The organism is Gemmatimonas sp., assembly GCF_021298855.1.
Classification (GTDB): Bacteria; Gemmatimonadota; Gemmatimonadetes; order Gemmatimonadales; family Gemmatimonadaceae; genus Gemmatimonas.
This window is the reverse complement of the sequence record NZ_JAJTHI010000018.1, coordinates 1-23840: the sequence shown is the minus strand read 5'-3', so window position 1 is coordinate 23840 and position 23840 is coordinate 1. Positions and strand designations below refer to the sequence as shown.

Sequence of the window (23840 nt, the reverse complement as noted above, 5' to 3'; positions counted from 1 at the left end):
CCATGATCGCCTCCACCATCATCGCCCTGTCACTCACCTGCCGGGGAATGATGAGGCGCGCGTCGCGTTGCCTCCTGGAGGGGCGGGGGAAACGCGCACTCACGGAGAGCACCGAGTTGGTGGAGGGGCACGGAGAACTGCCGGCCCGAGCCTCCATGTCCTCAACCGCCTCCGTGATCTCCGTGAGGTCGCGTTTCCCTCACCGTCTCACCCGTCTCACCCGTCTCACCGTCTCACCCGTCTCACCCGTCTCACCCGTCTCACCCGTCTCACCGCGGCTCAGGCGATCACCTCGGCCAGCAGCGCCGCCAGGTTGGCCTTGGCCTGCGCCAGCGGGAGTTCGCCCTTCTCGATGCGCCCCAGCAGCGCGCGCTGCGCCACGTAGTCGCGGTTCACGATGCCCGCCTTGCTCTGCAGCATGCGCCACGCCTTCCGCCGCTCCACCGCAAACAGCACCATCTGCCGCGTGACAGCGTAGTACCGGAACGCCCCCTTCACTTCGGCCTTGATGTAGCAGCCGAAGTTGGGGATGAAGCTGCGGTGGGACTCGCTGAAGACGTGCCGGTACGTCACGTCGTCCTGGGTGACGAAGTAGAGCTGGTCGTGCATGGGCGTGAGCGCGGCCGCCTCCGCTTCGCTGATCTGCTGGAGGTGCTTGCGGAAGCGCCCTTCGGTGAGCGCCCAGTGCGCCACCCCGAAGGTGTAGGGCTCGCCGGTGCTGGCGTACTTGGTGTGCCACCAGTCGCGGTCGATGCTGGGGTTGCCCTTGAGGTCGAATGCCTCCTGCATGGTCTCGCCGCGCCGCGGGTTGAACACCCATTCCGGCACACCGCGCGCATCGCGCACCATGCTGGCCTGGTCGGCGCTCATGTTGTCCGCCACGCCATGCTCGGGCTGGCAGGTGGTGTAGCACTGGTAGAACGCCGTCCCGCGGTACTCCAGACCATCGAGCATGGCCTTGTACATGCGCGGGGCATTGGCCACCGACACCTGGGCCACGAAGGGGGACCCGTGGCCGCTGGTGAACGCCTCCGCCACGTTCTTCTTCTCCGTGAGCTTGCCCTGCGAGGCCACACCGAACTGGTTCATGTCGTACCCGCCCAGCATGGTGCTCGAGTCGGAGTTCTGCCCGCCCGTGTTGGAGTACACCTGCGTGTCGAGCATGAGCATCTTCACGTTCGGGCGGTTCTGCAGCATGACCTTGGACACGTTCTGGAAGCCGATATCTCCCAGCGCGCCGTCACCGCCCACCACCCATACCTTGGGCAGTTCACGCACCTCCTGATCGGTCATGAGGGCGTCGTCGAGATGCGTGAGATGGAAGTACTCCTCTTCACGCATCACCTGCGCGGTCCGGTCCAGCAGGGCGTCGGTGAGGCGCTCCGGCGCCACCGAGCGGCGGGCGTGCTCCACGATGACCGACTCCGCCATGAGCCACGAAATGGTGGCCCCGTCCTGGAAGAGCGAGTTCATCCAGGGATAGGCGTGCGGGTTGGCCGGTGGCGTGGAGCCGTACACCGTGTTGCACCCCGTGCTGGCGCCCATCATCATGACCGACATGCCGTTGGCCCGGCGCCCGTCGATGGCCTGCAGGTCACGATGGTTGAACGCATCCTGGCGCAGCACGGCCACCAGCCCCCCAATCACCTGCGCATCAGTGATGGGGCCGTGCCGCCGCTCGTGGTTGGCAATCCGGGTGGCCGTGTCGGCGGCGTTCTCACCGCCCAGCCCCATCACGAGGTGGATGAAGGCGGTGCGGAACCGCGCATGATCGGCCGGATCGCTGGCCTCGAGCGCCGACAGGCGCGCCAAACCCTCCGCCTCGAGGCGGTCGGCCTTGGCGGAGAGGCGCGCGGCCTTCTTGTGGTAGAGTGGGCGCATGTACGCCTCGGTGATGCTCGCCAGCGAGCGCAGCACACTCTTTTCGCCACACCCGGCGCAGGCGCCGTCACCGGAGACCAGCGCTTCGTAGTTGCGCCGCACCATGAGGTGATTGCGCAGCGTGGCGTCCTTGGAGCTCGTGATGTCGCTGTCGTTGTACAGCCCGAGGTACTTCTGCGGCGTGTCGGGGAGCAGGCGGGAGAACACCTGCGCCGTGGTGAGCTCGGCGTTGAGCTCCTCCGTTTCCCGCGTCATGCGCAGCGCGTCGTGGTCGCCGCAGACCTGCACGCACTCGCCGCACCCCTTGCACAGGTCCGACACGAAGATCGAGAACAGGCCCCCCTCGCCGGGGGTCTTGGCCTCGACGGTGCGGAAGATCGCCGGGACGTTGCTGTACGCCAGCGGCAGCTTGGCGATGATGCCCGTGAACTCGGCGCGTGACTGCTCGGTGATGCCGGCAATGGCTGCCGCCTCCTCGCGCACGATCGTCTTGAAGGGTACCCCGCTCTTCGCCTTCACCGACTCGTTCATGCGCGTGCGGGCGCGCTGTTCGAGTGCCGGGAGTTCGCTCAGCAGGGTCTGCCGGTCGCCGCCGTCGCGGACGTAGTTCACCACCGCCGTGCGCAGCACGGTGCCGACCTCCTGCGCGGTGTTGGGCAATGCCGTGTCGGGGCACACCGAGATGCACTCCATGCACTGGGTGCAGTTCTCCGGCACGTACACCGGCGTTTCCCGGCGTGCCACATACTTGGACTGCGTGGCGCCGGTGGCAGCGGCCATGATGCCGACGGACGCCAGCGCACTGGCCGGCTGGTGGTACCCCAGCCCCGCGCGGAACTCGCGGTCGAAGGTCTCGCGGGTCTTGAGGGGAGAGCGGGCCAGCTGCGCCTCCGGGAAGGCAAAGCCACCGCTGCCGCAGCTGCCGCACCCCGCCGTGGGTGGGAAGTGATGCGCGGGGTAGGGGGCAAGCAGCGGATTGCGCATGCTCGACCGGTCGGGATCGTCCGTGCGGCCCACGGTGATCTCCACGGCGCGCGTGAAGCCCTCGTTCATCACCGTCATGTTCGATTCCACCACCGCGTCGCCGAAGCGGGCGAACTTCTTCACGTACTGCGTCCGCACGATCTGCTGGAACTGCTCCGGCGTGAGGTGATAGCGATCGAGAAACGGGGAAACACGGAAGAAGGCACCCAGAAACGCGTTGCCCTGCATGCGCAGCTGCAGCTCGGTCTGACTGGTGGCCTTCCGGGCAATGTCGAAGCCGGGAAGGATGTACACCCGGATGTCGTGCTCGAGGATGAACTCGCGGTGCGCGGCGGGAATGCGCTGCCAGGCGGCATCGGCACTTTCGCTCGATTCCCACACCAGCACGCCACCGCGCTTCAGCCCCTCCAGCGGGTTGGTGTGCGTGAACGCCTTCGGGTCGCAGCAGAGCACCACGTCCACGTGATTCAGCTCGCAATTCACCTTGATCTGCGACGGCGCCACCGTGAGGTAGTAGTTGGTGGGCGCGCCCTTCTTCTCCGACCCGTACTTGGGGTTGGCCATCACGAAGAGCTTGTCCTCGAGAATGCCCTCCTCGTCGTAGGTGGGATCCTGTGCGGCCAGGTACTGCCCGAGGTCGCCGATGATCGCGCCCAGGTTCTTGCCGGTCGTGATCATCCCCCAACCGCCAATCGAGTGGAACCGCACCGCAATCGCCCCTTCCGGCAGCAGGCTGGGCGTATCCTTGCTGATCACGGCATACGGGTGCTGCACCCCCAGCACGAAGTAGCCCTCCCCATCCTCGGCGGTGCGGCCGTCGGTCCGGGCGGAAACGCCGGTGGCGAACTCGTACGCCCCGATGATGTGCTCGGGACGGAAGTCGCGCGAGCCGATGCCGTAGGCGCCGCGGAAGAGGCGGGGCGTTTCGTTTGGCGTGATGCCGGGGAGCGCGCCGCCGTAGCGCGTGGCTTCGTTGGCCTTGCCCAGGGCCACACGAATGTCACGGGCCAGCGGGTTGTCGCCGGCCAGGCTTTCGTCGGTCCGCTCGAGGATGATGACGCGCGTCTTGCCGCGCAGCGCCTCGATGACGGCCTCTTCCGGGAAGGGGCGAATGACGTTGATGTGGATCGAGCCGACCTTCGCGTTGCGCTGGTCGCGCAGGTAATCGCAGGCCGCCTCGATGTTCTCGGCCGCGCAGCCGAGTGACACGAAGACGGTGTCGGCGTCGGCGGTGCGGTACTGCGTCACGAAGCCGTACTCGCGGCCGGTGAGCGCACCGAACTCGCGGTAGGCGGCGTCGAGCATGGGGAGCACATGCTCACTGAAGTTGTTCCGCCGGGCCACCACGCCGTTCATGTGATGCTCCTGATTCTGCACCGGGCCAAGCAGCGCCGGGTTCTTCAGGTCCATCATTTGCGGTACGCGACGGCGGGTGGGGCCGAACAGTTCGCGCTGCGCCGGGGTGGGGCAGGGGATGAGGTCATCGGGAGCGCCGAGGTACTCGCGCAGCAACTCCGCCTCCGGGGCCAGGTACATGCGCTCACTGTGCGTGGTGAGCATGCCGTCCTGGATGTTCATGCCGGGGTTGAGCGCCTGCTCGCACACCTTGCGCAGGATGATGGACTGATCGGCGGCCTGCTGTGCGTCACGCGCCATGAGCATGATCCACCCGGTGTCGAGTGCCGAGTAGATGTCGTCGTGCGCGCAGTGCACATTGAGCGCATGCTTGGTGAGGGCGCGGGCACCCACCTGCAGCACCATGGTGGAGAGCTTGCCGGGGGCATGGTAGTACTGCTCCATTGCGTACACGATGCCCTGGCCGCTGGTGAAGTTCACCGTGCGCCGCCCGGTGACGGCGAAGGCCGTGGCTCCCCCCTGCGCGGCATGCTCGCCTTCGGTTTCGGCGGCGACCTTCTGCTGCCCCCAGACGTTCAGTTCACCGGTGGCGAACGATGCCTGATAGATCTCCCCGCCCTCGGTGGACGGGGTGATGGGGTAGAAGACGCCGCCTTCGGTGATGCGCGTTTCCACGTACTGCGTGACCAGCTGGTTGCCGCTGCAGGTGACGTGGAAGCCGGGATACCGGTGCTTGCCGTGGCGGGCGGCCGGCGTGGGCGTGGCGGAAACCGTGGCGTCGGACATGGCGGTGGGCGCAGAGGGAGACAGGGGGAGTGTCTGGGCCACCCGAAAAGGGCGCCCGAATGACGTTGCGCCCGGGTACAGCCCCCCGCTACCAGCAGTTGCCTGACGGCCACCGGCGAACGGCCGCCCCCTCCCTCACTCCGGCCATGGCCGGAGTCTCACGGCGCGCCATCGGCCTGCTCGCGATAGTCGCGCGGCTCCGCGGTGCTGGGTCGTGCGCCGTCGGGGGAGCGCCGCGTGGTGAACGGCGAGCCGGTGGCATCGGCGCTGGGCGCATAGCGTGCCTGACGGGACGGCTGCGGCTGTCGATCGAAGGACATGAACATGCAAACCTCCTGGTACGAAGAAGGCCCCTCCGTGGGAGGGGCCTCGTCAGTTCGACCAGAGCGCCGCCTCCCGTGTGGTCTCGGGAGGGGCGGCGTGTGCGTCACATGCTGGCGACGGTGCGGCCCTGCTCCCGAGTGCTGAATACGACAAGAATTGCCGCTACGAGCATCGTAACGACGACGGGGAGGGCGCCAATAAGTCGGCCAGTGGCCAGCGGCAACGCGGTCATGTGGGGGAGCATCGGCATGTCCCGACGGAAAGTCAAGTGGTCCCCGCCGAGCGCCGGTCAGGGACCACGGGACCGGGGTCAGCGCGGCGGCTTGGTCGTGATCTGGATGACGCCCTTTGCGCCCTCCGGGCCGTAGCGCTTCTCGGCGGCGGCGCCCTTGATCACCTCGATGCGCTCGATCTGCGACGGCAACAGGCGCTTGAGGGCTCCCTCGTCCGACTTCACGCCATCCACGAAGACCAGCACATCGGGCGTCTTTCCCGCGGGGACGAACGCCATACCCTCTGCGATCACGAGGGCGCGGCTCGTGTCGGCCCCCTGCCTGGCGCGAGCCGCCGCGAAGGACAGCTTGGCCGCCGTGTCGGCAATGCGCAGCGCCCGCGCGGTGCTGTCAATCTGCGTGATCCGCATGGTGACCACTTTCGCGTTGGCGTTGGCCACCGAATCGGTGAGGACGGCAGCCATCGCCACCGCCGACGTGCCGGTCCCGGCGGCCGTCGGTGTCGCCGACGTGGCGGCCCGCGTGGTCAGCCGAATGGCCTGCACGCCCTTGGCGGCCTTCATGACCTCGATCGTGGCGAGGCGGTTGGCCGGGAGGGCCAAGGCCTCGACTTCGGTGGCGGTGCGCCCGTCGATGAAGTACTGCCGCGCGGCCGACGGGGCCACGGCGTTGAGAGTCTTGGTTGCCGTGGCCACGTCCATCCCCTCGAGCTCGGCGCTGGTGGGCAATTCCGTGCCGCAGGCGGTAGCCAGGGCGAGGGTGGCGAGCGCCGCTCCGGCGAGCCGGCGGGGAAGGCGGTGGGTGGTGGGGCGGTCGGTCATGCGGCGGAGTCTCCGTTCGAGATGGGTTGCACGGTGGGAAAACGACGGGGCTACGGTCAGCGGCGGCAGCGGCGTCGCGGCCGACGACAGGTCGATCAGCAGGGCGCCATACTGGCGAGGGGTGGTGCCGTGGCGCAGGACGCGCGCGTCGCAATCCCCCTCGATAGCGAGGCGCAGGCGCGACAGGAGGTACCACGCCCCCGGGTTCCACGGCATGAGGGCGGTCAGTACGCAGGCGCCAAGCAGCAGCAGCGGATCGCCCGCGTCTATGTGCGCCTGCTCGTGCCGGACCACGAGCTGCTGCTCGTGAACGGGGCGGTCGAGCAGCCATGCCGGCACCAGAATGCGGGGATGGCGCACCCCGAAGACGGCGGGCCCCGTGTCCATCGTGAGGTGCACGCGCCGACCCGCCATCGTTGCCTCCGGGGTACGGGCAAGCGCGCGTCGCTGGCGGCGGTAACTCCAGCCCCCGATGGCGAGCAGCAACAGGCTCCCCACCGGCCACCCCAGCACCACGAGCCACGACACCGGTACGGGGGCGGTGCGCACCGCCGCGGCCGCCGCCCGTGCGGCCCCCTCAGCCGTACCCACCGCCCCCGACGCGATCGCCACCGGCGCGGCGCTCACGAACGTGAACAGGCGCGCTGCAACCGACGGGGCAGCCCCCACGCCGGACACGGCGGTGGCGGCCGCCGGCAACGACTGCACGACGGGGCGGGGCGACTCCGGACGCCGCCCCGGTTGGGTGGCCGTGAGCAGCGCCGCCGTGCCGAGCGCCACGCCCCAGACCAGCCGGTGCGGCACAGCGCCCCGCACCACCCGCTGCACGGCGTGGGAGACCACCACCAGCAGCCCCGTTGTGCACGCGCTCAGCACCATCCACGACGCGATCAGGGGGGCCAGCTCGGACACCGTGGGGGCCGTCGCGGGGGTCACGGCTCGTCTCCCAACCGTTCGGCCAGCAGCGCGCGCATGCGCTCGAGTTCCGCACGGCTCAGCCGCTTGTCCGACACCAGCTGGGCGAACAGCCGCTCCGACGACCCCTGAAAGATTGCGTCGCGGATACGGCCGATTGCCCGGCGCCCGGCCTTCTCGGCGGCCACCGTGGGGAAGTAGCGGTAGGCCCGCCCCTCCGGTTCGGGACGCACGTACCCCTTCTTCTCGAGCGTCTGCAGCGCCGACAGCACCGAGGTGTAGGCCAGATCCTCGTCGAGGTGCGCACGCACATCGGCCACGGTGGCGGAGCCCAGCCGCCAGAGCACCGACATCACGGCCAGTTCACGGGGCGGGAAGTGCAGATCGGTCATGGGGCGAGAAGGAAGGCGGGGGTGAAATACTGAACTTCCAGTAGAATAGGACGCTGCGTGGCCGCTGTCAACTGGTTTTTCAGTAGGTGCCGCGCCCGCAGGAATGGGCCGCCTCTGGCGAGGAGCAACCGTTGCCAGTCTGCGGCGTCACACCGGTATGGGCACGGCCTCGTCGTTCACGGTCCAGGCCACACCGGCGCTGTCCACCACACCGCGGGTGCGCCAGCCGCGGGGAAAGGGCACGGGGAGTGCCAGCAGCGCTCCGGCGTCCGTGTGCAGCAAGGCAAAGTCGAGCGGCGCCTTGCCGCCCACCTGGGCCAGACAGCGCCAGCCACCATTCCAGCCGCGATGGAAATCGAAGGTGACCTCCACAGCCCCCAGTCGCGCAACAAAGGCCGCGCGCATGAGTGCCCGCGCCGCGGCCTGCTGCCCTGCGAGATCGGTGAGCGCACGCACCGTCACGGTCCTACACGGTGCAGAGGGTCACCGCGTCGCGCAGTGAGGCCGCGCCATTGCGCTTGGGGATGAACTCGTGCGCGAACACGCCCGTGAATCCCGTGCCGGCAATGAACTCGGCAATGCCGCGGTAGTTGAGCTCCTGGGCGCCATCGAGTTCGTGGCGCCCCGGAACGCCGGCGGTGTGGAAATGCGCGATGTACGGCAGGTTGGCCTTGATGGTGGCCATCACGTCGCCCTCCATCACCTGCATGTGGTAGATGTCGTACAGCAGGCGGAAGCTGGGGCTGTTCACGCCTTTGGCCACTTCCACCGCCCACGCGGTGTGGTCGGCATGGTAGTCCTTGTGATCGACCTTGCTGTTCAACATCTCCATGCACAGCACCACACCGTGCTTCTCCGCGGTGGGCATGAGGCGCGTGAGCCCCGTGATGCAGTTGGCAATGCCTTCGCCGTCGCTCAGGCCGTCCCTGTTGCCGCTGAACACCACGATCTTCTTCACTCCTGCGGCGGCGGCGCGGGGGATGTACGCCTCGCCGTCAGCCACGAGCTTGTCGTGGTGACTCACCCGATTGAAGCCCACGGGAATGGTGCCCCAGCTGTTCCCCATGGTGCACTCGAGCCCGAACTGCCCGGGCACCGACCACTCGTCGGGACCCAGCAGGTCCACCCCCGTCATGCCGAGGGACTTCACGAGGGTGCACAGCTCGGCGATGGGGGTGCTGCCGAAGCACCAGCGCGCGACCGACTGCCGCAGCCGTCCGGGAGCCAGAGCCGAGAGGGGATCCGCCGAGCCGCCGGCGCCCACGGCACCGGCCATGGCCACGGTGCCGAGGGTGGAAAGCATGTCGCGTCGGTGCATGGAAGCCGGGTTGGAGGGCTCACCCGACGCCACCCGGCGCCGGACGGTTACTGAATCTGGATGTACAGCGGAACGGGCCACAACCGCAAGATTTCCGTGCGCGGCGTGGTCGGCTTGTCGTTCTTGGGCTTGGTGAACTGCTTCCACCCCGCGAACTGCACCGGTTCCTTCTTGATGTAGCTGTAGAACGAATCGCGCTTGAGCCACGGCGCCCCGAAGCCGTCCATGTGCATCACCACCTGCACCTTGGGATCGAGGCGGATCTTGTCGGCATTCGTGACCCCCTTCCTGGTGAAGCGATGCACCACGAGGATCTTGGGGGGCAGCTGGTACTTCTCCACGAGCTCCCCGAGGTAGCGCGTGGCGTAGTTGATGTCGGCGGCGTCGTAGGTGCCGATCTTCCGTCCGGGCACCTTGCCGTCCTTCATGCTGAATTCCGGGTCGATGCCGAGGTGCACCTCGGGGCGCTTGAGGAACCGCTCGAGCCAGGGCAGCTCCTGCTGCAGGGTGCTGTGCCCCACCTGCACGTCCACGAACATGATCGCGTTCCGGCTCTTCGCCCAGCCGTACACCTTTTCGATGAGCGTGCTGTCCATGCGCAGGCGGTACTTGCCGTCGCGCCCAGGGCTCCCCTGCGCCACCACGGCAATGAGGTGCAGCGCCGGTTGCGCGGGATGTTGCGGGTCGAGGCGGTTCCACTCGGCCACCTCGGCGTCGAGCTTGCGCAGCATCTCCTGCGGCTCGAACTCGCCGAGAATGCCCATGCGCTGCGAGAGCGGATTGCCGTAGTAGGCAATGACCCGCTTGGCCGGCAGGATGGAACCCGGAAGCGGCGCCGGCATCTTGGGAGGCCAGAGCGAATCGAGATCGCTTCCCGTGTTGCGATAGGCCAGATGCCGGTCACCCGAATGCGGGCCGAGTGCGCCAGCGGGCCGCTTGGGGCGGATGCTGTCGGCGGGCGCGGCCGTCTGCGTCTTTTTCGAGGAAGCAGGAGCGCTCTGCGCCGACAGGGCGGCCGCGAGTACCGTGGTCGAGAGCGCCAGCGCCGGCAGGATCACGGTGGCACGGCGCAACACCGAATGCGGCCGCATGGCGGCCGCTGCAACGAACAGCTGGGAAATGGCGGACATGGAGTGGGGCAGGGAGAACCGCGTCATTGACTGCTCACAGTGTAACGACGCCGCTGCAGCCGTCCAAGACAGCGGGCGTGGGCTCGGTCACCACGAGTCGCCGCGCCTGCTCCCTCGCCGGCTACTTCGCCGGCTACTTCGCCTGCTCCGTCTTGGGTGGCGCATACTGCATGCGCTGCAGAATGGGGCCAATGCGCCGCGACGCGACGCTGCCCCGCGGCGCCCACCGGCGCGGCGCCGGGAGAATGGCGGCCATGCGCGCCGACTCCTCACGCGTGAGCGACGCGGCGCTCTTGCGGAAGTGGTAGCGCGCGCCGGCTTCGGCGCCAAAATGATATGGGCCCCACTCGGCCAGGTTGATGTACAGGTCGAGAATGCGCTCCTTGGTGAGCAGCAGCTCCAGCCACAGGGTGAGATACGCCTCGACACCCTTGCGCACGAACGAGCGGCCGTTCCAGAGGAAGATGTTCTTCGCCACCTGCTGCGACAGCGTGCTGGCGCCGCGCAGCTTCCCCCCACGCTTGCGTCGCTCCAGTGCCTTGTCCAGCTCCACGAAGTCGATGCCGTGGTGGAGGTAGAAGCGGTCGTCCTCGGAGGCGAGCACGGCGCGTCGCAACGACGGGCTCATCGCGCTGCGGGCCACCGGCGTGTGTACCGGCCACGCGGGCGACTCGCCGGCGGCAAACCGCTGCACGGCGCGGCCCATCATGACCATGGTGACCGGCGGGTTCACCACGGCAAAGAGCAGAATGAAGGGAACGGGAGCCAGGGCCACGAGCAGCAGCACGCGCAGCAGCCGCACGACCCACGAGCGACCCGGTTGGCCGGTTGCCCAGCGGCGAGGGAGCAATCGCATCAGCGGGCGTTCAGGGTTCGCGCAGGTGCGGCGGCGTGTCGGGCGGCTGACGCCGCCAGCGACGATGCTGCCAGAAATACTGCTCGGGGTATTCCCGCACCCGGGCTTCGAGCAGCTGGGTATAACGCTGCACGATGGCGTCCACGTCGTGCTCGCGATCACCGGTGGGGGTGATCTCCACCGGCTCCACCAGAAAGGCGTAGCGACCACTTGGCTGGCGAACTATGGCAATGAACACCACCGGGGTGTCGAAGCGCAGCGCAAAGACCGCCGGCCCGCGAGGGGTCTTTGCCGGGCGGCCGAAGAAGGGCACAAAGGTGCTGGCGAGCCCCAGCGCATCATGATCGGCCAGGAGGGCGACCATGCGATTGTCGCGCAGCGCGCGCGGGGTGCGGCGCACGGCATCCTTGTCGTGCACCACGAACACGCCCGCCTCGGTGCGCGTCTTCGTGACGTAGGCTTCGAAGAGCTTGTTGGCGGCGCCACGCACGACGGCGTCGATCCCGACACCGCGGGCCGCGACATAGGCGCCGCCAAGCTCCCAGTTGCCGATGTGGCCGGTGACGGCAATGATGCCCCGGCCTTTGGCCAGTGCCGCGTCGATGTGCTCCCACCCGTCCACCCGCTCGATGCGGGCCAGGATCTCCTCCCGGGAGGTGCCGGGGAGGATGGCCGTTTCGATGGATGTGCGCCCCAGACTTTCGTAGGAGCGCGCGGCGAGGACCCGCACCTCGTGGGGGGAGCGCTCGGGAAAGGCGGCGGCAATCTGCCGCTCCGTCACGCCGGCCCGAATGCCGAACGGCTTGTACGCGAGCTTTGCCAGCGTGCCCCCGACCCAGCTGGCGGCGCGCCATCCCACCAGCCGCAGCGCCGCCACGGCCGCCCTGGTGGCCACGTACTCGAGGCGATGGGACAGCGTGGGGGCGGGGTCCGCCGCCGGAGTCTGTACGGCCGTGCTCATGGTCAGGGAATCTAACCGGTCGGAACGGCATTCTCCCCGCCACAGCGGCGTGCTTTGGGTCCATATTTCCGGCATGGCCGCCGTTACCACTCCCACCGTTCCGGGCACGCAGCATGCCCAGCGACTGGCCCAGATCGGGCTGGTCGTGAATGCGCTGCTGGCCGTGGTGAAGCTGGTGGCCGGCCTGCTCGGCAACGCCTACGCGCTCGTGGCCGACGCCATCGAGAGTGCCACGGACATGATCGGGTCGCTGGTCGTGTGGAGCGGGCTGCGCATTGCGAGTCGTGATCCCGACGACCGCTATCCCTTTGGCTATGGGCGCGCCGAGGCGTTGGCCGGCGCCGTGGTGGCCGCGCTCATGCTGGGTGCCGCCGCGGGCATTGCCATTGAAGCCGCCCGTGAAATCCGCACGCCGCATCACGCGCCGGCGCCGTGGACGCTGGCGGTCCTGGCGGTGGTCATCGTGGTGAAGGAAGTCATGGCCAAGCGGGTGCTTTCCGCCGGGGCGCAGAATGGCAGCGTGGCCGTGGCTGCCGATGGCTGGCATCACCGCGCCGACGCCATCACGTCGGCGGCCGCCTTTCTGGGCATCGGCGTGGCGCTCATTGGCGGCCCAGGGTGGGAAGCGGCCGACGACTGGGCGGCCCTCGTGGCGGCGCTCATCATCGCCATCAATGGCGGCCTGCTGCTGCGCACGGCGTTGGGCGATCTCATGGACCGCGCGCCGGCCCCGGGGCTGCAGGACACCGTGTCGCAGGCCGCGCTGGCCACCAGTGGCGTCCTGGCCATCGAGAAGCTCAAGATCCGCAAGACCGGTACGGCCTTTTACGTGGACATTCACGTGCAGGCCGATCCGCACATGTCCCTGCACGACGCGCACGTGCTGTCCGGCCGAGTCAAGTCGGCCATTCGGCAGCGCATGCCGGCCGCCAGTGGGGTGCTGATTCACATGGAGCCCTTCGAACCGAGGAATGCGACATGAGCGATGCCCCGACCTTTGCGGTGCTGACCACCGCGCAGTGTCATGCCCTGCTCGCCTCGCAACAGGTGGGGCGGCTGGCCTTCACCTTTCGCGACCGCGTGGACATCGAGCCGGTGCACTATGTCTTCCGCGATGACCGCATCTGGGGGCGCACGCAGCATGGCACCAAGGTGCAGATCCTCGCGCATCACCCGTGGGTGGCGTTCGAAGTGGATCAGGTGGAGGCACTGTTCACGTGGCAGAGCGTGGTGGTGCACGGCCGCATCGAGTTTCCCGACCCCGCTGGCTCCCCGCAGGAACAGGCGCGCTATGCGGCCGGGGTGGCGGCGTTCCGGTCGCTGGTGCCGGAGGCCTTCACCCCCCATGATCCCACGCCCGATCGCGATCTGGTGTTCATGATTCCGGTGCACGACGTGGCCGGCCGTGCGGCCACCACGAGGCGCGCGTGAAGGGCAACGGGGCGACTGCCGGTTTGCTGAACGGCGTGCGTCTCGAGCCCGTGCCCCCGGGCAGCGAGGTGGCCCTGGGGAACGAGGCGGCACGCCATGCCGGCGCACCCGACAAGAAGACCCTCGAAGCGGCCACGCGCGTGCTGCTGGACCGCCTGGCCGATCTGCAGGATGTGTTTCAGGCCGACGGCCGTCACGCCCTGCTGCTCATCCTGCAGGGGCGCGACGCGGCGGGGAAGGATGGCCTCATCAAGACGGTGTACGGCGCCTTCAATCCCACCGGGGTGCGGGTGGCGGCCTTCGGGCCCCCCACGCCGCTCGAGTTGCGACACGATTTTCTCTGGCGGGTGCATCAGGTGGTGCCGCCCCGGGGGATGATCGGCGTGTTCAACCGCTCGCACTACGAAGACGTGCTGGCGGTGCGCGTGCGGCGGCTGGCGCCCGAGGCGGTCTGGCGGGGGCGGTTTGCGCAGATCAACGATTTCGAGGCCATGCTGCACGCCAACGGGGTCATCGTGCGCAAGTGCTTCCTGCACATCTCGCAGGATGAGCAGCGGGAACGGCTGCTGGCGCGTCTCGACGATCCGCGGAAGAACTGGAAGTTCCGCCTCGAGGACCTCAAGGACCGGGACCGCTGGGATGCCTACACCGCGGCGTACCGGGAGGTACTGGCACGTTGCAGCAGCGCGGCGGCCCCGTGGTACGTGGTGCCCGCCGACGACAAGCCGGTGCGCAACTATCTCGTGGCGCGGCTGCTGGTGGAGACGCTGGAATCGCTGGAGCTGGCGTACCCCATCATGAACCCGGCCGTGCGGGCTGCGGCGGGCGATTTCCGCTGACCGGGCGCCGCGTGGCGGTGCGCGGTGCCAGGCCATCGAGAGCGAAGGCGTGGCGCCGGTTGTGTCCGGTCGTCCGGTCGGTTACGTTCGAAGACTGTTCACGGAGGCCTTGTGGCGTCTGTGACGGGACGTAGCGCAGCCCGGTAGCGCACCTGAATGGGGTTCAGGGGGTCGCGGGTTCGAATCCCGCCGTCCCGATTTGGTAAACGAAAGCCCGAAAACGATTTATCGTTGTCGGGCTTTTGTCTTTCTGCGACCAGGTGTCCTCGATTGGAGCAGAGTCCGACGGGCAGAACAGGGGGGGATTGACATAGGTGTAACAGGGTGCATGTTACGCATATGCTTCCTTTCCCTGTGGCCATTCAGCCGGGTGAGTCGCCGGTCAAGCAGGTCGTCTTCGCCGCTTCCAAGGCCATTCTGGCCGGCGTGCTGCGCGCCGGCGATGCCTTTCCCTCGGTTCGAGAAATCAGCGAAGAACTGAAGCTCCACCCGAACACCGTCCAGAAGGTGGTTCAGGAGTTGGTGCGGGAGGGCTTTCTCGTCGTGCGACCCGGCGTTGGCACCGTCGTCACGCAAGGCCCAAAGGCGCCGGACGATGAGCGGCGGCGCGCACTTCGGGACAGCGTCGAACAGATCGTGGTCGATGCGCGACGCCTCGGGCTCGACTGCGCGGCGCTCGTTGACGAAGTCGAAACCACCTGGGTGGATGTGTTCGGGGCGCCACGCCGAACCGGAACGATGGACGGGCGTGCGTCTGCCGCGCGCCGGTCGGGAGGTCGGAAGGCATGACCAACCTGATCGTTGACAGCGTCTCTTTCTCGTATTCGCGAACGGCCGACGCCCTTTGCGATGTGTCCTTCGAGCTCCCGCCTGGCGCCGTGCTGGGCGTGTTTGGGCCGAACGGGGCCGGGAAGAGCACACTCCTGCAGTGTGTAGCCGGCCTGCGATCACCAGGACGCGGGACGGTCTCCATCGGGGGCGTTAGCAGCGCGAACCGCGCCCTGATCGAACGGGGCACGGTGACGTTCGTGTCGGAGATGATCCGCCTGCCGGGCGAAATGCCGCTGCAGGCATTGCTGCGTTGGATCGCCCCGCTGCACCCGCGATGGAGCCCCGCGCTCGCGCAATCACTGGTTGAGCGTTTCCACCTCGATGCGACACGCCGTATCAGCGCGTTGTCCCGCGGTGAGTATCTGAAGGCCGCGCTCGTGTGCGCGCTGGCCTCCAACCCGGCAGTGCTGATACTCGATGAGCCGTTCGCGGGCATTGAGGTGGCTACGCGCGACGCCATCGTGCGCGGACTGGTAGCCGCAGCCGGCGAAACCGGCATGACCGTGATGCTCGCGTCGCACGACGTCGGTGAGGTGGACACCCTGCTCACCCACGCTGCCGTGCTGGTATCTGGATCGTTGCGTGTGTTCGGTTCCTCAGACGAGGTTGCCGAACGCTTCTCCCGCATCACCATGGTAGCCAGCGATGAGCGGCTTCACGCGTTGTCGCTGGAACAGCAGTGGTACAGTCTTGAGCGCTCCGGGCGCATCGTTCGCGTGATCGCGGATGCAACCTTCACGCCGGTAGACAGGCCGATGCTGGAGCGGCGATATGCCGATGCAACCTCCATCGCGGTTGAGCCACTCTCGCTTCGCGAGGTGGTGGCGCTGTGCACCCGCGATGCTGTAGGTGTACAAAGCGCGGTGGTTGGCTCATGAGCTTCGGTCGTCAGGTGTGGCATCTCGTTCGCCGAGACCTTGCAGGCGTCGCGCCGTGGCCCGCACTTACTGCGGCGGTGCTAGTGGTCGCAACCGCGCAGGCCATCGAGTCCACGGTGATCACTTCGGGGGCGCTCCCCACGTACGGCGCCGTCCTGCTGTGCATCACCGCGGTGAGTGCCTTGATCGTCGTGACCGACAGCCCGACGCGCGCCGATGCATTTTGGGCCACCCAGCCGATTGACGCACGCGCCATGGCCGTCGCCAAGTGCGTCGTGGCGCTTGTACCCGTCATCATGTGTGCGGTGTGCGTGTGCTTCGTGCTGAATGACTGGGGCTATTCAAGTGGAGCGGCGAGCGGCGTGCTGGCCGTGGCCGTGTCGACGCTTGCCATCTGGGCGGTTGGCATTGCCATCGTCGCCGCGAGCTGTGCCAGCCGCACCGTCGCGTGGTTCGTGGTCGGCAGTGCGGCGACGGTCGGTGTGATCGTCGGCAACGGCTTATTACCGTCGGCCGCGCTCGACGGGGCTGGATTGGGTGTTGGCACGCTCACGTCCGTTGCGGCTGGTGCGTTCATCCTCGCGTGGCTCTACCGTTGGCGCTCTACCGGCCCATGGGCGCGAGGTGCTGCCCTACTCGTTGGCGTAGTCTTGCTCTCGTTGTCATCGCTTAACGTATCCATCGCGTCTTCGATGGCTGCTGCCGTGACAGGTAACCGCACACCGAGCGTGGTGCTACATGTACCGTTGAGGACTCAACCGGAGTGCGACGCGCGCTGGCTGGTCATCCCTCTCGAGGTATCGTCGTCGCGCTGGGCGAAGGTCGATCTCACGAGACCCACGGTGGAGGTCGCTCTCACCAGTGGCGATTCGCTTTCGCTCGATAACCCTGAGTGGATGCTATCGGCCGGACTCTGGGGACCACTGGTGTCGCCGACGCGCATCAGTCACGTCGTGGATGACGAGACCGTCATGGGAGAACGTCGAGTCCGGCGCGTCGATATCGCCTTCGACATTCCCGAGGGCCAACAGCAGCGCATTTGTGGCCGCGTTGCTCACGTGGCCCTTCGGCTCGATGTCCGAACCGCGGTTGGTGACGAACTCATGCAGCTTCCTCTCGTGACGGGCGCCGTGGCAAGTGCGCCCGGCTTGCGGGCGCGCGTCGTGGACGCAGGGCGTGGGGACAACGTCCCAAAGATCACGGTAGGGCTGGCCTCCCTTGGGGGCCGGAGTAGCGAGATGGACGCGGATGTCGCCGGACTGGAGTTCGCGCTGGTCGAGTCAGACGGCGGGGCTGTGTTCCGCTTGGAGAATCAGGCGAAAAGGTTGAGGCGCGCGGCCGACCTCCCCGGGCTGTCTCGTACCAGCATAGTTCAGCACTTGGTGCTGGATCGTGGTGCGAAGTTGGACGACTGGACAGCTCGGGAGCCGAACACGCTGCGGGTCTTGGTGACCGCGCCTGTGTGGGGAGCCCGAACCGAACGCACCGTCTCCGCCGTCGTACCATCGCCACCGACCGCGATGACCACCCGTGCCGATGTCGGTGAGCACAGGTAGTTGGTAGTTCCACTTGACCTATCCCATTCACATTGGAGGTACGATGTCTGGCCAGGATGCGGGCGCCCGTATTGGGCGATTGGAGCAGCAGCTACATGTGCAGCGTCGGCTACTGGTTGGCGTGTCTTTGGTGGGGGCCGTGATTGGCCTTGTGGGCTTCGTCAAGCAGGAGCCTTCAGTGATACGGACGCGCGGCATCGTGATCGTCGATGACAAGGGGAGGGAGCGCATCCTCATTGGGGCTCCCATCCCAGCCGCCCGAAATCGCGTTCGGACGGATCTCAAGCGTGTCGAAGGGCTTTGGGCCAGTCGCTATCCCGATCCCAAACAATACATGCGCTGGTACGCAGACTATCGACACACCATGCACGGTATGCTGGTACTCGACGAGAATGGGTTCGACCGGCTGGCCATCGGCGACTCGACGCCTGATCCGAACGTTGGCAAGCGCATTGGCGCTGGGCCGGGACTGGACATCAACGACGCGCAGGGGTTTGAGCGGACCGGTTATGGTCTTATGACCGTAGCCGGCAAGGATCGCGTTACTCTGGGACTCGACAGCAAGAACGGGACGGAAGGGTTGACCCTGACAGTGCGCGACGATGGCCACACGGGGGTACGGATCGATGGTGGAGAAGGGCAGGCGATCTTTCTGGGCACAACGCCGACTGGCATCGGTGGTGGCAAGCGCGACCCGATCACGGGGCTGCTGATTCGCCAAGGCGAGCGCGACGTCCACCGGCTCTCCCTGGATACCGCACCACCGAGGTGACGGGGACTGTACTTTTTAACGCAACTGTGATTCTCCACAGGGCCCATTGCCCTCTCCAAGAGTGAGTGTCGAATGCTGTCGATGCGCCCACGGATCGATTCGTACTTGGCGTTGATCGTCGCCGCGCTAGCCGTCGGATGTACCCCATCCAGGCGAGGGACGGAATCGGCGGCGACCGCGCCACGCGATCTCACCGTTTCGCTTTCGGCGGTGGGCGATCCATCCCCGGCCCAAGGGCGCGGCATGAGCCATCTGTTCTATCAGCCATCAGCTCCGGCGTGGCGCGATTCCATTCGCACACCGGCCGGCTGGACCGCCATCGAAACTGACGAGCTGATCTCCGCCCGACAGGTGACTCCGATTCGTGTGCTACGATTTCGCGCGTCCGGCGATACGGCGTGGCGCTTCATCGTGGACACGGCGGGATCCCTCGATTTCACGCGGGTGCCGGAACTCTCGTTCGTCCGGCAAGGGAAGGTGCAGGTCGCTTCCCTGAATCTGACCCTTCGGTCGGCATCGAACGTTATCCGTCGCGTGCCGTTCGAGGTATTGCGATCCGATGACGGCTATACGTATGGCCGCATCGCCGAGTACCGTGCTGGCCAGATCGAAATCGACGGGAAGATCTATGGCGTGCGGGTAAGAAACACCAGTCGCGACCGTCCGCTTTTTGATCTCGACGGCAGTGCCACGGTCCTCGTCGATCTCGATGGCGATGGTGTGCTCGCGGAGCGCGCCTCGGTGACGGTGGGTGGCCGACCCGCGTCCGCCGAACAGGTTCGGGCGGGGAGCGCGTTTGAGTTGAACGGCCGGCTGTACGAACTCGCCAGTATCGACCCGCTTGGCGCGTTTCTGCGACTACGGGAAAGATCCGCCAAGGGAGCAGTCGGCCTCAATCTTCCAGCGCCCGAGGTGCGGGCCCGTCAGTTCGACGGGTCTGAGTTCCGACTCTCGCAGCAACGCGGCAAGGTGGTCCTGCTCTCCTTCTGGGCGACGGACTGCGGGCCCAGCGCCTCTGTTCGTCCCGCGCTCAATGAAGCGGTGTCGACCTACGGCTCAGCGCTCGTGTGGGCAGCGATGGCCAAGGACACGAGTCGCGCCGACATCGACGCGTTCCTGAAGAAGTCACCCATGGCCGGTGTCGTGCTTCAGCCAGACGAGACCACGTGGCAAAACTACGATCCCGATGTGGCGACACCTGTCTTTGCCATCATCGATGCGAAGGGAGTGCTGCGCTTCCGTGCGACCGGTGCACTGAGCATCGACGCCGTACGTGCCAAGCTGCGGGAGTTGCTTGGTCGGTAGTCTCCTTAGTGCAGCATGCCGCCTTCTACTTCGGCCGTCGTACGGCGCTACAGCACCAAGACCTAGGAGTTCGACAGTGCTATTAAGACGTTTGCCCCCGAGGAGATTTGCAAGGTTCTCCGGCCGGTCAATTCGCCGCGGTGGGCTTTCGCCGGAGTCGGGTGCCGCCCTAGTGCTCGGTACCATGCTCTGCGTATTCGGCCTCATGGTTTATGTAGGTCGCGGCGTTCAGCCGCGCATCACAGCAGGAGCCGACGTATTGCATGTAGAGGCCTTGTCGTTCGAGACGAATGTGGCCTATGCGGACGTGGACTCCATCGAGTTGCGGCCAATGTTGCAGGGTTTGGGGCGACGCCTCGGGGGGATGCAATCTGGTAACTCGTACGTCGGACAGTTTGAGGTGGTGCCCTTCGGGCCGACCATGTTATTCGTTGACGCCAGGCGAAAGCCGTTGATCTACTTTTATACCCGCAAGGGTGTCGTTGTGGTGACTGTGCAGGACAGCCTTGCCGCCTCGGCACTGGCACGTGATGTTCGGTCTCGGATGGCTAGAAAGAGGCAACGATAGCAACGTCGGTGTACCTTTGTTGATGACCTCCTTCGGAATGGCTCGTGTATTCTCGTGCGCCGCTGGAATCGCCTGCGCGGCGCATTCGCTCTCCGCACAATCAGCGCCTGTAGCCGTCACGGAAGCCGTGACCCTGTCGCTGGCGCCGGGGCAGCTGGCCGGTACCCTGCTGGTCCCGCGCACCGATGGCCCCGTGCCCGTCGTCCTCCTCATCTCCGGGTCGGGCCCAACCGACCGTGACGGCAACGGACCAGGTGGCTCCCCAGGGTCACTCCGCCAACTCGCCGAGTCGCTGGCGGTGCGGCAGGTCGCCACGCTCCGCTTCGACAAACGCGGCATCGCCGGGAGCAGGGCTGCCTCCATTCCGGAGGAACAGGTCACGTTCGAGGGGTTCGCCGATGATGTTGTCGGCTGGATGCGCTTCCTGGCTGCCGACGGTCGCTTTTCACGGCTGATTGTGGCGGGGCACAGCGAAGGCGCACTCCTTGGACTCGTCGCCCTCCGGCAGGCGCCGGCAGCCGCCTATATATCGCTCGCGGGACCGGCCCGCCCGGCCGACCAAGTGATCCGCGATCAGCTCGCGGCGCAGCTTCCTGCGCCAATGCTGGTCCAGAGCGACAGCGTCTTCGCGCGGCTCCGGCGCGGCGAGACGGTGGATTCTACGCCGCCAATGCTTGCCGGTCTATTCCGCCGCAGCGTACAGCCTTACCTCCGTTCATGGTTCAAGTATTCCGGCCAAAGCGAACTGGCGGGCCTTACCATCCCGTGTCTGGTGGTGCAGGGCTCGCATGACCTTCAGGTGGCTCCTGCCGAGGCCGACCTGCTCGAGCGTGCCAATCCACGATGCCGGGTGATGAGGATCGCGGGTATGAACCACGTGCTCAAGACCGCGCCCGCCGACATGGCAGGCCAAATGGCAAGCTATCGGGGGCCTGACGTACCGCTGGCGCCGGGGCTGGCTGATGCAATCGCCGCCTTTGTTGTGACGCCAGGTGGTGGGCGTTAGGCGACGGGTGCCGAGTGCGGTGGTAGCGCGGAAGCTCGGCCGGCGCTGATTACGACCCGTCGTCCGCCAGCGTTCATTCAACGGATACGACAAGGTCTTGAGATGAAACTGAGAATCGCGCAAATCACGGCACTACTCGGGGTGTATGTCCTCGCACGGCACCACGAGGTGTACTTCGGATTGAAGTATGCGGCGGCCATGACCGCTTTGTGGTTCATGATCGAGATCGCGGTTCGGATGAGTCCCGGTGCGTTCAACAATCCGATGATGGCCGTTAACGACGCACACGGGCTCGAACACCTTGATTCGGCTCGCATCGGAGAAGTCATTGCGCCGGTGTGTGCCGGGGCGGGAGTGGCGGTCGCCATGCTGGGGCTCGCGATCACGGCGCTCCTCGCCAATTCCCCGAGCATGCAGAAGGACGCTGCTCTCTTGATCGTCCCGACGAGCCCCATGATGATCGGTATCCCGCTGTACATCATGCTGGGAAAGCTGGCAGACCTTGCGAAGAGCGCGCACGCCAGCTCGCCGGAAATGTGAGCTGGGCTACGTGAGAAGAGCGCACCAGCCAGAGAGATTTGGGCGGCCTGCGGGCGTCATCGGGGCAACCGTGGGCACTTCAGCGCGCCGCGTGTGTATACTTCTTCGTATACGACGTGACTCTGACGCGGCGTACCCGTTTGCCCTGTCTTTGGTGCTGAGGACCTTCTGAATGCGTCGTACGACGCCGCTCAGGGGGTGGCTAACTCCCTCTGGCGCAGTGGTTTGCGCGCTGAACCCGGAGTATGGGGTTCAGGGGGTCGCGGGTTCGAATCCCGCCGTCCCGACTTGATGTAAAGATACAATAAGCAACAACTTAGAAGATTTCTCCGGCCCCGAGACGCCACGCGTTTTCGGGGCCGGGGTACGTTTGGGGGACGATCTCTCGCACGTCGAACCAAGCGGACGTGAATGTTTGTGTGCCGGTAAGATCGTCGGCGTTGGTGACATTGATACGCATGATGACGCGTTCTGACCTTGGCCTTGGCCTCAGTCTCCATTGCCTGACGTGATCGAAGGGGCCGCCTCCACCGACGATGTCGCCCCGCGCCACGCGGACCGGCTCGAACGGCTCTATCGGGACTACGAGCCGCTGGTCCGAACGGTGGCCCGCCGGGGGACCGACTCCGAGGATGACGCCGACGATGTCGTGCAGGAGGTATTCCTGGCGCTGCCCGTCGCACTCGGCAGATACGAAGAGCAAGGCCGCTTCGACGCGTGGCTTTCGCGACTGACGATGCGCATGGCGCTGATGCGCCGTCGCGCCCGCCTGCGCGCTGAACGACGTGTCGACGATACGGCGGCCCAGCAAGCGCCGCCCCACGACGCCGCGATCCTTGCGCGCCTGGCGCTCGCGGAGGCGCTCGAGGAGCTGCCGGAGCACGCGAGGGCGGTGGTACGTCTCCGCGAGATCGAAGGCCTGTCGCATGAGGAAATCGCCGGCCGACTAGGCATCTCGCGTAACGCCTCGGAAGTCCGCCTGCATCGGGCCATGAAGCAACTCCGTGACCTCCTTTCTGACTCTCGGTGACCCTATGAACAGTTCGATGGTGCACCCGTCCGTGACTGACCTGCTCGCCGTGGCTGAGGGGACGCCGATGCGAGATCGAACGTCGGTCCTCGATCACGCAGCCGAATGTGAAGGCTGCGGCGCCCTCCTCATCGCGCTCACGCCAGACCCGATTCCGTTCGCCACCACCGCAGGTCCCACGCCTTCACCACGCGAGAAGACAACGCCGCAGCGCCTCGCGGCTTTCGACAGGTCGAGGAGCACGCGACGTCGTCGTGTCACTGCGTGGCTGGCTGCCGCAGCGTCGGTCGCGGCGATTGTCACGGTCGCCGTCAGCACGCGCCCCGTGAGCGCCACGACGGCGGTGGGGACAATGCAGTTTACGCCGGCACAGCCCATTCCTGGAGAGCGGATTGAAGTGGTGTTTCGCGGGGGGCTGCTCGGGAGCCAGCCACGGCTTCGTCTTCGGGCCGACATTCGGACGCTGGACGAGAACTATCCCGACTGGGCACTGCCGAAGCGCGTCGTCACGAACCTCGTACGCCGATCCGACGGAACGTATCGCGGGGATTTCATCCTGCCGCGCGATGCGCGCTACGCCGTGTTCGCTGTGGAAGATTCCATCGGGAGTGCGGTCGATGCCAACGGTGGTCGGTTGTGGGAGCTCTTCGCGTACGACTCCACTCGCACGCGCCCGACGCTGCAGGCGCTGCTCCAGAAGGCGCACGTGTTCTATGCGCGTAATCGCTCCGTCTCTTATGAGGTGGCGCGGATGATGCGTACGCAGTACCCGGATTCACCAAAGGCCCGTGAGACGGCACTGGGGTACGAACAGGAGCTGGTCGGTCCTGTTGGGCTGGACAGCCTTCAGGCGCTCGAGAAATTCGCGTTTCGCTCACTCGATGCGCGCGTCAGGTCGGCGCGTGGTGCAAGTGAAGACATGGTGGCGGGCATGCTCCAATACGCTGAGACGGTCGACGACTCGCTCGCAGTCAAGTATTGGTCCACACGTCTTGAGAACGATCATCCCAAGTCACGCGTGCTCGCCATGGGGAGAATGTGGAAGGCGCTGCAGGGGACCGACGACCGCAATGAACGGTTGCGTCGTCTCGACACCCTCTGGAATACCGACACCATCAACCGCCCTG

Annotated in this window: 21 protein-coding genes, 1 tRNA gene and 1 pseudogene; 13 read left to right on the top strand and 10 right to left on the bottom strand. The window is 66.6% G+C overall.

Features of this window, described 5'->3' with window-relative positions; all coding sequences use genetic code 11:
• Positions 1 to 279 precede the first annotated feature (279 nt).
• The 10 genes from LW840_RS07180 to LW840_RS07135 form a co-directional block, all read right to left on the bottom strand.
• Positions 280 to 5007 (bottom strand): 2-oxoacid:acceptor oxidoreductase family protein, encoded by a 4728-nt coding sequence (locus tag LW840_RS07180; RefSeq protein WP_291267528.1) that lies wholly within the window; start codon positions 5005 to 5007, stop codon positions 280 to 282.
• Between the two features lie 158 nt (positions 5008 to 5165).
• Positions 5166 to 5333: a hypothetical protein gene (locus tag LW840_RS07175; RefSeq protein WP_291262034.1), complete on the bottom strand. Its 168-nt coding sequence runs from the start codon at positions 5331 to 5333 to the stop codon at positions 5166 to 5168.
• Positions 5334 to 5434: 101 nt separating this feature from the next.
• Positions 5435 to 5581 (bottom strand): hypothetical protein, encoded by a 147-nt coding sequence (locus LW840_RS07170; RefSeq protein ID WP_291262035.1) that lies wholly within the window; start codon positions 5579 to 5581, stop codon positions 5435 to 5437.
• Between the two features lie 60 nt (positions 5582 to 5641).
• A complete protein-coding gene (locus LW840_RS07165; protein ID WP_291267529.1) occupies positions 5642 to 7321 on the bottom strand; it encodes a M56 family metallopeptidase in 1680 nt (559 codons plus the stop codon).
• On the bottom strand, positions 7318 to 7692 hold the full coding sequence (locus tag LW840_RS07160) for a BlaI/MecI/CopY family transcriptional regulator (protein ID WP_291262037.1): 375 nt from the start codon (positions 7690 to 7692) through the stop codon (positions 7318 to 7320). Before LW840_RS07160 ends, LW840_RS07165 begins: the two co-directional genes overlap by 4 nt.
• Positions 7693 to 7839: 147 nt before the next feature.
• Complete coding sequence (locus tag LW840_RS07155) at positions 7840 to 8154, bottom strand: hypothetical protein (protein WP_291267530.1); 315 nt, start codon at positions 8152 to 8154, stop codon at positions 7840 to 7842.
• Positions 8155 to 8158: 4 nt separating this feature from the next.
• Positions 8159 to 8995 (bottom strand): TIM barrel protein, encoded by an 837-nt coding sequence (locus tag LW840_RS07150; protein WP_291267531.1) that lies wholly within the window; start codon positions 8993 to 8995, stop codon positions 8159 to 8161.
• 62 nt (positions 8996 to 9057) lie between these two features.
• Positions 9058 to 10140: a hypothetical protein gene (locus LW840_RS07145; RefSeq protein ID WP_291276716.1), complete on the bottom strand. Its 1083-nt coding sequence runs from the start codon at positions 10138 to 10140 to the stop codon at positions 9058 to 9060.
• Between the two features lie 133 nt (positions 10141 to 10273).
• Entirely contained in the window at positions 10274 to 10996 is a 723-nt protein-coding gene (mtgA, locus tag LW840_RS07140; RefSeq protein WP_291262041.1) for a monofunctional biosynthetic peptidoglycan transglycosylase, read from the bottom strand.
• 10 nt (positions 10997 to 11006) lie between these two features.
• Positions 11007 to 11957: a lysophospholipid acyltransferase family protein gene (locus tag LW840_RS07135; RefSeq protein WP_291276715.1), complete on the bottom strand. Its 951-nt coding sequence runs from the start codon at positions 11955 to 11957 to the stop codon at positions 11007 to 11009.
• 73 nt (positions 11958 to 12030) lie between these two features.
• On the opposite strand from LW840_RS07135, the gene LW840_RS07130 reads away from it, so the two are divergent.
• The 13 genes and pseudogenes from LW840_RS07130 to LW840_RS07070 all read left to right on the top strand — a co-directional run.
• Positions 12031 to 12939, top strand: a complete 909-nt coding sequence (locus LW840_RS07130; protein ID WP_291262043.1) for a cation diffusion facilitator family transporter — start codon at positions 12031 to 12033, stop codon at positions 12937 to 12939.
• Positions 12936 to 13388 carry a pyridoxamine 5'-phosphate oxidase family protein gene (locus LW840_RS07125; protein ID WP_291262044.1) on the top strand — a complete coding sequence of 151 codons (453 nt, stop codon included), beginning with the start codon at positions 12936 to 12938 and terminating at the stop codon, positions 13386 to 13388. The genes LW840_RS07130 and LW840_RS07125 overlap by 4 nt, the downstream gene beginning before the upstream one ends.
• A 35-nt stretch (positions 13389 to 13423) precedes the next feature.
• Positions 13424 to 14227 carry a PPK2 family polyphosphate kinase gene (locus LW840_RS07120; protein ID WP_291276714.1) on the top strand — a complete coding sequence of 268 codons (804 nt, stop codon included), beginning with the start codon at positions 13424 to 13426 and terminating at the stop codon, positions 14225 to 14227.
• Between the two features lie 124 nt (positions 14228 to 14351).
• A tRNA-Pro gene (locus tag LW840_RS07115) sits at positions 14352 to 14425 on the top strand.
• A 156-nt stretch (positions 14426 to 14581) separates the two neighbouring features.
• On the top strand, positions 14582 to 15016 hold the full coding sequence (locus LW840_RS07110) for a GntR family transcriptional regulator (protein WP_291276713.1): 435 nt from the start codon (positions 14582 to 14584) through the stop codon (positions 15014 to 15016).
• Positions 15013 to 15936, top strand: coding sequence for an ABC transporter ATP-binding protein (locus LW840_RS07105; RefSeq protein WP_291276712.1), 924 nt, complete (start codon positions 15013 to 15015; stop codon positions 15934 to 15936). The genes LW840_RS07110 and LW840_RS07105 overlap by 4 nt, the downstream gene beginning before the upstream one ends.
• Entirely contained in the window at positions 15933 to 17492 is a 1560-nt protein-coding gene (locus tag LW840_RS07100; RefSeq protein WP_291276711.1) for a hypothetical protein, read from the top strand. Before LW840_RS07105 ends, LW840_RS07100 begins: the two co-directional genes overlap by 4 nt.
• Before the next feature lie 43 nt (positions 17493 to 17535).
• The gene (locus tag LW840_RS07095; protein ID WP_291276710.1) at positions 17536 to 18264 is read left to right on the top strand and encodes a hypothetical protein; all 729 of its coding nucleotides are present in this window, start codon (positions 17536 to 17538) and stop codon (positions 18262 to 18264) included.
• A gap of 72 nt (positions 18265 to 18336) precedes the next feature.
• Positions 18337 to 19569, top strand: a complete 1233-nt coding sequence (locus LW840_RS07090) for a TlpA disulfide reductase family protein (RefSeq protein ID WP_291276709.1) — start codon at positions 18337 to 18339, stop codon at positions 19567 to 19569.
• Between the two features lie 590 nt (positions 19570 to 20159).
• Positions 20160 to 21143, top strand: coding sequence for an alpha/beta hydrolase (locus tag LW840_RS07085; RefSeq protein ID WP_291276708.1), 984 nt, complete (start codon positions 20160 to 20162; stop codon positions 21141 to 21143).
• A gap of 102 nt (positions 21144 to 21245) precedes the next feature.
• Positions 21246 to 21683 carry a hypothetical protein gene (locus LW840_RS07080; RefSeq protein ID WP_291276707.1) on the top strand — a complete coding sequence of 146 codons (438 nt, stop codon included), beginning with the start codon at positions 21246 to 21248 and terminating at the stop codon, positions 21681 to 21683.
• A 508-nt stretch (positions 21684 to 22191) separates the two neighbouring features.
• Positions 22192 to 22713 carry a sigma-70 family RNA polymerase sigma factor gene (locus LW840_RS07075; protein ID WP_291267535.1) on the top strand — a complete coding sequence of 174 codons (522 nt, stop codon included), beginning with the start codon at positions 22192 to 22194 and terminating at the stop codon, positions 22711 to 22713.
• A gap of 31 nt (positions 22714 to 22744) precedes the next feature.
• Positions 22745 to 23840, top strand: a pseudogene (locus LW840_RS07070) (hypothetical protein); the annotation flags it as partial.